We start from the raw sequence: 11,241 nt of genomic DNA, 5'->3' as shown, positions 1-11,241 counted from the left end.
GACAAGGCGCGCTAAAGATCGACCATGATGCCAGCCTATCTCGACTTCGACACATCGAGCCGCCGCCTGCGTCTCGACCCGCACGAACCGGCTTTCGTGCAGAATCCCTATGCGGCCTATGCCTTCCTTCATGGCACTGCCAACGCCTTCTTCTGGGAAGACTACGGCTTCTGGTGTTTTGGCGGCTTCGACGACGTCAACCGTCTTTTGCGCGACCGCCGTTTCGGACGCCAGAACCCGGCCGGCATTCCAGACAGCCGCGGCGTGGGAGACGACCGCTCGCATCTCATGGCCTTCGACGGCATCGAGGCCAATTCGATGCTGGAACTCGAGCCGCCGGTGCACACCCGGCTGCGGACGCTGGTCAACCGCGCCTTCGTCTCGCGCCAGGTCGAGCGGCTCAGGCCACGGATCGAGGCGTTGGCCAACGAGTTGGTCGACCGCTTCCAGCCAAACGGCCTCGACCTTTTGCCGGCCTACGCCTCGCCCCTGCCGATCACCATCATCGCCGAAATGCTCGGCGTGCCGGTCGAGATGGGGCCGCAACTGCTCGACTGGTCGCATCAGATGGTGGCTATGTACATGCATGGCCGCACACGCGAAACCGAAGACACAGCCAACCGCGCCTCGCGCGATTTTGCTGCCTTTCTGCGCGGTTACGTGGCCGAGCGGCGCAAGCAGCCGGGCGACGATCTGCTGTCGCTGCTGATTGAGGCCCGGGACAACGGCCAGAGGCTGTCGGAGGACGAGCTGGTTTCCTCGGCCATCCTGCTTCTCAATGCCGGCCATGAAGCGACGGTGCACCAGACCGGCAATGCGGTGCGCGCGATCCTGGCCCAGGGCGGCGATCCACGCCGCTTCTTTGAAACGCCGGAGAAGAATGCAGCCACGGTCGAGGAATGCCTGCGCTTCGACGCTCCGCTGCATATGTTCCTGCGCTACGCCTATGAGGAGATCGAGGTTTCGCCGGGCATTTTGGTCAAACCCGGAGAGATGGTGGCGCTGCTGCTCGGCATGGCCAACCACGATCCCTTGGCCTTCGCCGAGCCGGATATCTTCAACTCAGGCCGTACGGACCAGAAGAATGTCTCCTTCGGCGCCGGCATCCATTTCTGCATCGGCGCGCCGTTGGCCAGGCTTGAGTTACAGGTCTCGCTGAAGACGCTGTTCGACCGGCTGCCGGATCTGCGTCTGGCGGAGGAGCCGCGCTTCCGCGACACCTATCATTTCCACGGGCTGGAAAGGCTGGCTGTGGGCTACTGAGGACAACATGTCCGTTTTGAGCTGTAATACAAGGTGGTCGCAGCCAGCAAACGATGAGGTCGGAATTCCTCCGCCGGCTGACCTAGTCCTTCATCCCCTTAACCAGACATATATTTGTAGCAGCATAAGAGCCGCGAAAAGGAGGGCAAGCCCTGGAAAGAACAACACCGAAAGCCAAAATCTTACTGGATGCATATCTCTAAGATAAACTCTTCCCCTAGCGGGATAGATACCTGTTTTTATAGCCGGGTAGCCGACAGAAGCGAAAAACTTGATAAACCAGGCATCGAGGAGAGCCAGTACAACGAAAATACCTATTTCTCTTATGTAGACACCTTCCATTGCAATCAATCTCGCCAGATCGCCTAAAGCTTGATCACATACTCCTTGCGGGTGGTTTCGAGCACTTCCCAGGTGCCCTTGAAGCCCGGTCTCAGCACGAAGCTGTCGCCGGCCCGCACTGTGCGCGCCTCGCCACCGTCCTCGGCGATCACCGAGACGCCGGACAGGATGTGGCAGAATTCCCATTCGTCGTAAGAGATGCGCCATTTGCCCGGCGTCGCTTCCCAGATGCCGGCATAGAGACCGCCGTCGCGCTCCTCGACATTCCAGGTGCGGAATTTCGGATCGCCCGAGATCACCCGGTCCGGGGCCGGCGCACCGGCCTCCGGCTCGACGCCGTCGACACTGACCGTGAGGAAGGCGGACATATCAGACCTTGCTCAGCGCCTGCTCAAGATCGGCGACGATGTCGTTGACGTCCTCGATGCCGATCGACAGCCGGACCGTGTCCGGCCCGGCGCCGGCCTTGACCTTCTGCTCGTCGGAAAGCTGGCGGTGCGTGGTCGAAGCAGGATGGATGACCAGCGACTTGGTGTCACCGACATTGGCGAGGTGCGAGAACAGTTCAAGCGCCTCGACGAATTTGACGCCGGCCTCGTAGCCGCCCTTGAGGCCGAATGTGAAGACCGCGCCGGCGCCCTGCGGCGAATATTTCTTCTGCAGCGCGTTGTTCTTGTCGCTGGGCAGGCCGGGATAGTTCACCCAGGCGACCTTGGGATGGTTGGAGAGCCACCCGGCCACGCTCGCGGCGTTGTCGCAGTGACGCTGCATCCTGAGCGGCAGCGTCTCCAGGCCGGTCAGGATCAGGAAGGCGTTGAAGGGCGAGATCGCCGGACCGAGGTCGCGCAGGCCAAGCACGCGCGCGGCGATGGCGAAGGCGAAATTGCCGAAGGTCTCGTGCAGGACGAGCCCGCCATATTCGGGGCGCGGCTCCGACAGCATCGGATATTTGCCCGATTTCGACCAGTCGAACGTGCCGCCGTCGACGATGACGCCGCCGATCGAATTGCCGTGGCCGCCGATGAACTTGGTCAGCGAATGGACGACGATGTCGGCGCCGTGTTCGATCGGCCGCACCAGATAGGGCGAAGCCAGCGTGTTGTCGACGATCAACGGCAGGCCATGCTTGCGGGCGATGTCGCCGATCTTCTCGATGTCGACGAAAATGCCGCCTGGATTGGCGAGGCTTTCGATGAAGATCGCCTTGGTCCTGTCGTCGATCTGGTTCTCGAAGGTCGAGAGGTCGTTGACGTCGGCCCAGCGCACTTCCCAGCCATAGTTCTTGAAGGCGTGGCCGAACTGGTTGATCGAACCGCCATAGAGCTTGTTGGCGGCGATGAAATTGTCGCCGGGCTGCATCAGGTTGTGGAAGACGATTACCTGCGCGGCGTGGCCGGAGGCGACGGCAAGTGCGGCCGTGCCGCCTTCAAGTGCTGCGACGCGCTCCTCGAGCACCGCCTGCGTTGGGTTCATGATGCGGGTGTAGATGTTGCCGAAGGCCTTCAGCCCAAACAGCGAGGCGGCATGGTCGGCATCGTCGAAAACAAAGGAGGTGGTCTGATAGATCGGCGTGGCCCTGGCGCCGGTTGCCGGATCGGGCTTGGCGCCGGCATGAACGGCCAAGGTGTTGAAACCGGGCGTACGGGTCATCTAAATCTTCCTCTCCTGATCTTCGAAAAAACGCCGGGCATTCTTGGCGAAGCCCGGGTTGGAATGCAAAGAAGAAAATATCTTTCCGGGCGCGATCTGCGACGAACGGCCGAGAAAATCCGTTTCTTCCCGGAATAATTTTGCGCGCGCCGCTAGGGCGCCTACTTCTGGCGCACGCCGAAGCTCTGAAACCCCTGGCGCATCAAGGGTTTCTTCGACGACAGAACGCCGGAGTTGACGCCGGTCCAGCCGATCTCGCCTGACAGCTTGCCGTATTCGATCTTCGGGCAGCGGTTCATCACCACCTTGATGCCGGCCGCCTCGGCGCGGGCGGCGGCCTCGTCATGACGCACGCCAAGCTGCGTCCAGATGACCTTGGGCAACGGGTCGAGCTTCAGCACCTGGTCGATGATGCCGGGCACTGCCGAGGAAGCGCGAAAAATGTCGATCATGTCGACCGGCTGTGGCAGGTCGGCTAGGCTGGCATAGACAGTGCGGCCCAGGATCTCCTTGCCGGCATGGCCGGGGTTGATCGGGAACACCGAAAAACCTTTGGCCAATAGATATTTCAGCACGAAGTAGCTCGGCCGCACGTCGTTGGGCGACGCGCCGATCATGGCGATCGTCTTCACCGAGTTCAAAATGCCGGCGATGTAGGCGTTGTCGTAAGTGTCGTGATTCATGCTGCGGTCGTCTTCCTGCGGTAATGGTAGCGATAGAGTTCCCGGCTGAAGCCGAGCGAAGCGTAAAGCGCGCGTGCGGGCGTGTTGTCGGCTACCACCTGCAGGCAGCCAGCCCCGGCACCTGCCCGCCTGGCCCAATCGATCAGCCCGCCGACCGTCCTGCGACCGAGCCCCTGCTGCCTGAATCGGGCGTCGGTTTCAACCGCCTCGACGACGAGCAGCCCGCTGCGGATGACGCCGAAGGCAAAGGCTGCGATTTGGCCATCGCGCTCGCACGATACGAACGCCCTGTCGCCCACGATCAAGCTCGTCATATAGCGAAAGATGCCGCGCTCGGCGTCATCATAACCCCCTGTACGGAAGCGTGCCTCGAACCAGCGCTCGCTGGGTGTCGGGGAAACCGTGACGTCGTCATAGCTGCATCCCACCAGCGCATCGATGCGGGCATGGAGATGGATGGTCCCGCCTTCCCAACTGTAGCCGCGACGCTCAAGCTCGGGTTCCAGCTCCGCGGCGATATCGGGTATGCGAAACAGCGGAGCCTGACCGTGGCCGGTGTAGAAAGCTTCGGCAACGTCGATCACCCGCTCCGGCGCGCCGCGTTTGCCAAGCAAGGGGTTGGCAGAATTGCTGCGCCGGATACGGCCGCCGGAGCGCCGCAGCACCCAGCCATCGGCAATGGTTTCGAGCGCCGATGGCCAGGCCGAGCGGCACGCCTCTTCCATCCGCCAGTTGAGATCGTCCAAAGTCATGCGCTCGCCACTACTCGTCGTCATCCCGCAGCGCCTCCTCCATAAACATCTGTGGGTCGCTGCAGAAGTCGCGCATCATGCGAAAATGGTCGGTGTCCTGAAAATCGATCGGGTCGAGGCCGAAGCGGCTGATGCGGAAGAGCCGCGCATTCGGACAGGCCATCAGCAGCGGCGAGTGCGTCGCCATGATCACCTGCGCCGTGCCGGATTGCTCCATGCGTTGAAGCAATTTGAGCAGCTCGATCTGGCGCGTCGGCGACAGCGCGCTTTCGGGCTCGTCGAGGATGTAGATGCCTTGCCGGCGGCAGCGCTCCTCGAAGAAGCGGATGAAGCCTTCGCCATGCGACCAGGACAGGAAGTCGGGTGGCGGTGGCTTGAACGGATCTTCGAGCGCAACCTTATCGAGATAGCGCGCGACCGAGTAGAAGGATTCAGCGCGGAAGAACCAGCCGGCTGTGACCTTCGGCAGCCAATGGCCACGCAGCGTGTCCGCAAGCGCCGCGCCACTTTTGTCGATGGCGATGGAATGATCTACCGGACGATACCCCTTGCCGCCGCCCGCCTCGTCATAGCCTGCCAATGCTCCGATCGCTTCCAGCAGCGTCGATTTGCCGGTGCCGTTCTCGCCGACGATGATGGTGATGGCCGAGGCGAATTCGAACTCGAATTCGCGGTCGCGAAAAATCGGCAGGTTCCAGGGATATTGGTCCCAATCGGCAACCCGCGAGGGCTCAAGCAGGATGCGCTTGAGGTAAGGCGCTTTCAGCCGTGTCAGTTGCTTGCGGGCAGCCACGTCGAACCTTCAGCGATGGAATGGCGCGGCTCCATTCAACCCGGCTATTCGTCGGACCATTCCGGCTTGCGCTTGCCGATGAAGGCGCCGATGCCTTCCTCGGCGTCGCGCGCCAGCATGTTTTCCACCATCACGCGGCCGGTATAGGCATAGGCGTCGGCCAGCCCCATTTCGGCCTGGGCGTAGAAGGCTTCCTTGCCGGTCTTGACCACCAAAGATGACTTGGAAGCAATGGTTTGGGCGTATTTGTTGACCACCTGGTTGAGATATTCGCGCGGCACGATGCGGTTGATCAGGCCGAATTCCTTGGCGGTCGCAGCGTCGATCGTCTCGCCGGTGAGCAGCATTTCCATCGCCTGCTTGCGCGAGACATTGCGCGACAGCGCCACCATGGGCGTCGAGCAGAACAGGCCGATATTGACGCCAGGCGTGCAGAAGGTGGCCTCATGCGAGGCGATGGCGAGGTCGCAGCTCGCGACCAGTTGCAGACCAGCGGCGGTGGCGAGACCGTCGACCTCGGCGATGACCGGTTTCGGGTGGCGAACGATGGTCTGCATCAACTTCGCGCAGGCAGCGAAGGTTCTTTCGAAGAAGGCTTTGCCGCGGTCCGGCTCGGCGCGGTGCGCCGTCATTTCCTTGAGGTCATGACCGGCGCAGAACACTTTTCCCGACGCCGCCAGGATGATGACGCGCACGGATTTGTCGGCCTTCACGCGATCGAGTTCGGCCTGCAGCGCTGCCATCGTCGCCAGCGAGAGCGCATTGGCTGGCGGGCTGGCGAGCGTGAGGCGCAGGATGCCCTTGTCCTGGCTGACAAGAATGGGGCCGTCGGCGACGGCGGGCTTGATGGCAACAACTTCAGCCATGTCCAACCTTTCGGGTCAGCGCTCGCGGCGCATGGAGCAACAGAACTAGCACGCTGCTGGTTGAAGAACAGTCGCGAGGCGTGTTTTCTCCGTCACACCGTTTGGTCCAGGCCTATCGCCCGGAGCTTGTCACCTCATATAGGACGTTGCCCATGCCCGCCCAAAGCGATCTGAAGCCAATGCTCAATGCGGCCGAAGTCAATGCGCTGATGGCAAGCGTCTATCCGCAGCTCAACGACAGTTTCACCTCCTACGAGGCGATCGACGTGTTTCCCGGCGGCTGCATGGTTCGGCTCAACGCCGACGAACGGCATCTGCGTCCCGGCGGCACGGTGTCCGGTCCGTCGCTGTTCACGCTGGCCGACATTGGCGGTTATGTCTGCGTGCTCAGCCATGCCGGACCGGATGCGCTTTCGGTGACCGTCAACCTCGACATCAATTTCATGCGCAAGGCCGAAGCCGGTCCGATCGACGGCCATTGCCGGATCCTGAAGCTCGGCAAGAGCCTGATGGTGTTCGACATCGACATCGTGGCAGGCCCGGATGGGCACACTGTGGCCCATGCCACAGGGACCTACTCGATCCCGAGGAAGCGAATAAACGACAAGCCCGCCTGACGTATTGCCGGAACTCCCAGTCGATACGTTCGTTCTGCGGCATGCCCGATGTTACAACCTACCTTGCCTTTGTCGGCGCCGTGCTCGCCTATCAGCTTTCCGGTGTCGGCCCCGACATGATGCTGGTGATCAGCCGCGGCGTCGGGCAAGGCTGGCGCCATGCCTTGGCCACCGCAGCGGGCTGCGTATCGGCCGGCGTCGTCCAAATCCCATTGCTGGCAATGGGGCTTGCCTCGCTGGTCACATCCTCCCCAACTCTTTACAGCTTCCTTCAGATCATCGGCGCCACCTATCTGATCGCCATCGGGATCAAATTCCTGTTGGCGCGCCGACTGGGCGAGGGTGGCGGCGCGTCTACCTTTGCCAACACCAACAGCATCCCGGCTGCCTTCCGGCAAGGGATGATCTGCAATCTCACCAATCCGACCACGCTCGCTTTCATGCTGGCGGTGCTGCCGCAATTTGTTCACTCCTGGAGCGGTTCGCCGGCGCTGCAGTTCATCATTCTCGGCGCGACCATGAAAATAACCGGACTGGTCATCCTCGGCGCTGTCGCGTTGACCTCCGGCGCGGTAGGCGGCTGGCTGGCGCGCCGAAACTCCTTTCTTGTCTGGCAAGAAAGGTTGGCAGGAGCTTTAATGATCGCCATCGGCGTCCGACTTCTTCTTACAACTGTGGGTGGTCGGCGCTGAGCGAGATGATCTTCGATTAGCAACCTGTGGGTGGGGTAAAATAATACCTCTTCCTTTGGCCATTGAAATTAAACGGTTTTTCATGATGATCACCCGCAACTGACTCTTGACGTATATACCCCCCTCGCCTATAAGCCCTCGCGAAGCAGCGGCCCGCAACGGCCGCCGTTTTGTTATTGGCGGCTGGCTCGGCTTTCCGTCAATCCAAGCAACAAGAAACGCCTTCTCCTGCCCCCAGGCAGGAAGGGTCAACCTGAGAGCAAAACCATGGTTACCTTTTCGCAGAAGCCTGCGGATGTGGTGAAGAAGTGGGTGCTGATCGACGCCGAAGGTCTCGTCGTCGGTCGTCTGGCCACCGTCATCGCCAACCATCTGCGCGGCAAGCACAAGCCCACCTTCACCCCGCATGTCGATGATGGCGACAACGTCATCGTCATCAATGCCGACAAGGTGGTGTTCACCGGCAAGAAATACACCGACAAGGTCTATTACTGGCACACCGGCCATCCCGGCGGCATCAAGGAGCGCACCGCGCGCCAGCTGCTCGAGGGCCGTTTCCCCGAGCGCGTCGTCGAGAAGGCCGTCGAGCGCATGATCCCTCGCGGCCCGCTTGGCCGCCGCCAGATGAAGAATCTTCGCGTCTATGCCGGCGCCGAGCATCCGCACACCGCCCAGCAGCCCGTCACGCTCGACGTGGCCAAGCTGAACTCCAAGAACAAGAGGGCTTCGTAATGGCTGAGCTTTCCTCGCTCGCAGAACTCGGCACCGTCGCCGCGCAGCCGGCCGCGCCCGTGCATGTCCAGAAGCTCGACAAGTCGGGCCGCGCCTATGCCACCGGCAAGCGCAAGAACGCCATCGCGCGCGTCTGGGTGAAGCCGGGCTCCGGCAAGATCACTGTCAACGACAAGGAATTCGCGACCTATTTCGCGCGTCCGGTGCTGCAGATGATCCTCAACCAGCCGATCGTAGCGGCCAACCGCGCCGGCCAGTACGACATCGTCGCCACCGTCATCGGCGGCGGCCTCTCCGGCCAGGCCGGTGCGGTCCGTCACGGCATCTCCAAGGCGCTGACCTACTATGAGCCGGGCCTGCGCTCGGTGCTCAAGAAGGGCGGCTTCCTGACCCGCGACAGCCGCGTGGTCGAGCGCAAGAAGTACGGCAAGGCCAAGGCCCGTCGCAGCTTCCAGTTCTCCAAGCGCTAAAGAGCGCTTGGGGCTAAGATCCAGGCGCTACGCGCTACTCGATCAAGCTTCTCGAAAGGCTGCCTCCGGGCGGCCTTTTGCTTTCAGGTATGGTCGGGTCAGCCCTGTCAGATAACGCCGGACTGGCTGATCGAACGAGCGCAGCACGACGCTTGATGCAGCGACGATGGCGACGGAGGCAACGAGAGCCGCGAGGTTGTAGGCGGCCAGATCATGCGTGGCCCTCACGACAAGCAGCGAGCAGAAGTAAAACAGCGGCCGGTGGATGGCATAAAGCGGATAGGAGATATCCCCGAGCCACTGCGACCAGCCTACCGTGATGGCAGGCATCGTCTTGTCGCTGGCAGCGGCCACGAGAATGATCGCGCAGAATGCCGCGTCTATCAGCAAGACGAGCATCCCGGGCGGCCTGATCGACGTGGGCATGACGAGAATGAGAACAACGGCGGCAGCGCAAAAAAGCCAGCCGAACCGAACCGCCGTCAATTGCAGCTTGTTCGACATACGGTACATGAGCACGCCCAGGAAGAAGCCAAGGAGCGCGCGGGTGAACAACATCAGCATCCTTATCTCCGGTTGGAGCAAGATGCAGATTGCGGACACGATGACCACTGCAACCAACAAGCCCTGCGCTCGCCGGCTATATAGCCATGCGGCGTAAATCACATTGACGACAATCTCGAAGAACAGCGACCAGAAGACCGTATTGAGAGGGAACAGTTCGTCTCCCTCGGCTATGGCCAATTTCGGGAACAGAATCAGGGAAGCCGAGAACTGAGCCCCCAACGTCCATAGATCACCGGGATGCGCAACATAGTGGGCCAATCCGGCCAAAAGTCCCAGCACGCTGCCGACTACAATCATCGGCCAGAGGCGGATGAACCGCGCAAGGAAGAAGGACGATTGGGCCAGTCCGCCTCTCAATTTGTCCTCGTAGGAAAGGGCGATCACGAAGCCGCTGAGAACGAAGAAGAGATCGACGGCCAAATAGCCGCTTTGAACGACACCAACGCAGTTGTGAAAAAGCATGACGCCGATAGCCGCGATGCCACGAAGCAGGTCCAGCGTCACGTATCGCCGGTGCACGCTATTCTCCCACGGCTGAAGACAGGCGGGGTTTCAGTCTCGAGCCGGCTTCTCCGCGCCGCGGCCAAAAATGCGTGGTCATCGCGATCGACTCTATCGCACCTACCGCCCGACTCTATTCAGTTGTGAAGACTGCCGACAGGGTGCGCCCCCTTCACCGATGGGAGAAGGACCATGCTCATTACGGATAATTGCCGCGTTCGCGCCAGCTACTGCCAGTGCCCGGCCGGCGTCTTGATGTAGTCGATGAAGGCACGCAGCGGCGCCGGCACCAAGCGGCGCCCGGGATAGTAGAGAAACGGCCCCGAAAAGTTTTGCCACCACGGCTCCAGCACGGGCTCCAGCACGCCGCTCTCGAAATGCGGGCGTACCCAGTCTTCGAAGAGCCAGAGAATGCCGACGCCGGCGATGGCCGCGTCAATGGCGAGATCGACGCCTCCGCCGATGCTGACGAGCAATGGTCCCGTGGTATCGACCCGCACCACCTCACCGTCCCGCTCGAACTCCCAGGGCGTCATGACCCCGCTCGGGAAGCGGCCACGTATGCAGGCATGGCCAAGCAGGTCGCGCGGGTGCTGCGGTCGGCCGTGCCGGTCAAGATAGGCCGGCGCGGCGGAGGTGGTGAAGCGCTGCGTGCGCGGTCCGATCGGCACGGCGATCATGTCCTGCTCCAACCGCTCGTCATAGCGGATGCCGGCATCGCAGCCAGCCACCAGCAGATCGATGAAGTTCTCCTCGGCGATCACCTCCAGGCGAATGGCAGGATAGGCCGCCAGAAATCCCGGAACGATCCTTGGCAACACCAGCCGCGAGGCGCTTATCGGCACGTTGAGCCGCAAGGTTCCGGCAGGCCGATCACGAAAGCCGTTCACCACATCGAGCGCGGCTTCCACCTCACCCAAAGCGGGGCCGAGCCGCGCCAGCAGGCCGGCGCCAGCCTCGGTCAAAGCGACGCTGCGTGTGGTGCGGTAGAAGAGCCGTACGCCAAGCTGGGTTTCCAGACGGCGGATGGCTTCGCTGAGCGCAGAGGCGCTGCCCGCGGTTGCGCGGGCGCCTTCGCGAAAGCCGCCGGCACGCGCCACGGCCATGAACGCCTGAAGATCGTTGAGATCAGCCATTGTTCTGCAATCCGTACAAGTTGTTTCGGTTATATCCGGTTATCGGGACAGCGGCCATGCTCTATCTCCGTCGTCGACAGCGAAGGAGAACCACGATGTCCAGCGTAAACAAATCCGGCACCTATAAACTCGGCGACCGTGCGGTCCGCCGCCTCGGCTACGGCGCCATGCAGCTCG

At 61.8% G+C, this 11,241-nt stretch carries 13 protein-coding genes; 5 read left to right on the top strand and 8 right to left on the bottom strand.

Annotated elements, in window-relative coordinates; genetic code table 11:
* Window positions 1-24 precede the first annotated feature (24 nt).
* Window positions 25-1,263: a cytochrome P450 gene (locus EOA23_RS26045; RefSeq protein WP_127306259.1), complete on the top strand. Its 1,239-nt coding sequence runs from the start codon at window positions 25-27 to the stop codon at window positions 1,261-1,263.
* 365 nt (window positions 1,264-1,628) lie between these two features.
* Here the strand turns inward: EOA23_RS26045 and EOA23_RS26040 are convergent, their stop codons facing one another.
* From EOA23_RS26040 to EOA23_RS26015, 6 genes are all read right to left on the bottom strand, one after another.
* The gene (locus EOA23_RS26040; protein WP_127306258.1) at window positions 1,629-1,973 is read right to left on the bottom strand and encodes a cupin domain-containing protein; all 345 of its coding nucleotides are present in this window, start codon (window positions 1,971-1,973) and stop codon (window positions 1,629-1,631) included.
* Window position 1,974: 1 nt separating this feature from the next.
* Complete coding sequence (locus EOA23_RS26035; protein WP_127306257.1) at window positions 1,975-3,255, bottom strand: O-acetylhomoserine aminocarboxypropyltransferase; 1,281 nt, start codon at window positions 3,253-3,255, stop codon at window positions 1,975-1,977.
* 161 nt (window positions 3,256-3,416) lie between these two features.
* The gene (locus tag EOA23_RS26030; RefSeq protein WP_127306256.1) at window positions 3,417-3,938 is read right to left on the bottom strand and encodes a CoA-binding protein; all 522 of its coding nucleotides are present in this window, start codon (window positions 3,936-3,938) and stop codon (window positions 3,417-3,419) included.
* Window positions 3,935-4,690, bottom strand: coding sequence for a GNAT family N-acetyltransferase (locus EOA23_RS26025; protein WP_127306260.1), 756 nt, complete (start codon window positions 4,688-4,690; stop codon window positions 3,935-3,937). Before EOA23_RS26025 ends, EOA23_RS26030 begins: the two co-directional genes overlap by 4 nt.
* A 10-nt stretch (window positions 4,691-4,700) precedes the next feature.
* The gene (locus EOA23_RS26020; RefSeq protein ID WP_127306255.1) at window positions 4,701-5,483 is read right to left on the bottom strand and encodes an AAA family ATPase; all 783 of its coding nucleotides are present in this window, start codon (window positions 5,481-5,483) and stop codon (window positions 4,701-4,703) included.
* Between the two features lie 44 nt (window positions 5,484-5,527).
* Window positions 5,528-6,349, bottom strand: a complete 822-nt coding sequence (locus tag EOA23_RS26015) for an enoyl-CoA hydratase (RefSeq protein ID WP_127306254.1) — start codon at window positions 6,347-6,349, stop codon at window positions 5,528-5,530.
* 152 nt (window positions 6,350-6,501) lie between these two features.
* Between EOA23_RS26015 and EOA23_RS26010 the strand changes: the two genes are divergently transcribed.
* The 4 genes from EOA23_RS26010 to rpsI all read left to right on the top strand — a co-directional run bounded on the left by EOA23_RS26010 (window position 6,502) and on the right by rpsI (window position 8,860).
* Window positions 6,502-6,966 carry a PaaI family thioesterase gene (locus tag EOA23_RS26010; RefSeq protein ID WP_126061096.1) on the top strand — a complete coding sequence of 155 codons (465 nt, stop codon included), beginning with the start codon at window positions 6,502-6,504 and terminating at the stop codon, window positions 6,964-6,966.
* Window positions 6,967-7,046: 80 nt separating this feature from the next.
* Entirely contained in the window at window positions 7,047-7,658 is a 612-nt protein-coding gene (locus EOA23_RS26005) for a LysE family translocator (protein WP_245474352.1), read from the top strand.
* Window positions 7,659-7,925: 267 nt separating this feature from the next.
* A complete protein-coding gene (gene rplM / locus EOA23_RS26000) occupies window positions 7,926-8,390 on the top strand; it encodes a 50S ribosomal protein L13 (protein WP_127306252.1) in 465 nt (154 codons plus the stop codon).
* A complete protein-coding gene (rpsI, locus tag EOA23_RS25995; RefSeq protein WP_040999876.1) occupies window positions 8,390-8,860 on the top strand; it encodes a 30S ribosomal protein S9 in 471 nt (156 codons plus the stop codon). The genes rplM and rpsI overlap by 1 nt, the downstream gene beginning before the upstream one ends.
* Window positions 8,861-8,902: 42 nt before the next feature.
* Here rpsI and EOA23_RS25990 read toward each other — a convergent pair whose 3' ends face one another.
* Window positions 8,903-9,931, bottom strand: a complete 1,029-nt coding sequence (locus EOA23_RS25990; protein WP_126061098.1) for an acyltransferase — start codon at window positions 9,929-9,931, stop codon at window positions 8,903-8,905.
* 224 nt (window positions 9,932-10,155) lie between these two features.
* The gene (locus EOA23_RS25985; protein WP_127306251.1) at window positions 10,156-11,064 is read right to left on the bottom strand and encodes a LysR family transcriptional regulator; all 909 of its coding nucleotides are present in this window, start codon (window positions 11,062-11,064) and stop codon (window positions 10,156-10,158) included.
* Window positions 11,065-11,241 lie beyond the last annotated feature (177 nt).

It is taken from the genome of Mesorhizobium sp. M2A.F.Ca.ET.042.01.1.1, assembly GCF_003997405.1.
Taxonomy (GTDB): Bacteria; Pseudomonadota; Alphaproteobacteria; order Rhizobiales; family Rhizobiaceae; genus Mesorhizobium.
Note: the sequence above shows the minus strand (reverse complement) of the source record. Positions and strands in the feature narration are given on the sequence as shown.

What these genes read in the sequence shown, in the direction of transcription:
- EOA23_RS26045 (WP_127306259.1), top strand. Translation starts at nt 25, where the DNA reads ATGATGCCAGCCTATCTCGACTTCGACACATCGAGCCGCCGCCTGCGT.
- EOA23_RS26040 (WP_127306258.1), bottom strand. Translation starts at nt 1,973, where the DNA reads ATGTCCGCCTTCCTCACGGTCAGTGTCGACGGCGTCGAGCCGGAGGCC.
- EOA23_RS26035 (WP_127306257.1), bottom strand. Translation starts at nt 3,255, where the DNA reads ATGACCCGTACGCCCGGTTTCAACACCTTGGCCGTTCATGCCGGCGCC.
- EOA23_RS26030 (WP_127306256.1), bottom strand. Translation starts at nt 3,938, where the DNA reads ATGAATCACGACACTTACGACAACGCCTACATCGCCGGCATTTTGAAC.
- EOA23_RS26025 (WP_127306260.1), bottom strand. Translation starts at nt 4,690, where the DNA reads ATGACTTTGGACGATCTCAACTGGCGGATGGAAGAGGCGTGCCGCTCG.
- EOA23_RS26015 (WP_127306254.1), bottom strand. Translation starts at nt 6,349, where the DNA reads ATGGCTGAAGTTGTTGCCATCAAGCCCGCCGTCGCCGACGGCCCCATT.
- EOA23_RS26010 (WP_126061096.1), top strand. Translation starts at nt 6,502, where the DNA reads ATGCCCGCCCAAAGCGATCTGAAGCCAATGCTCAATGCGGCCGAAGTC.
- rplM (WP_127306252.1), top strand. Translation starts at nt 7,926, where the DNA reads ATGGTTACCTTTTCGCAGAAGCCTGCGGATGTGGTGAAGAAGTGGGTG.
- rpsI (WP_040999876.1), top strand. Translation starts at nt 8,390, where the DNA reads ATGGCTGAGCTTTCCTCGCTCGCAGAACTCGGCACCGTCGCCGCGCAG.
- EOA23_RS25985 (WP_127306251.1), bottom strand. Translation starts at nt 11,064, where the DNA reads ATGGCTGATCTCAACGATCTTCAGGCGTTCATGGCCGTGGCGCGTGCC.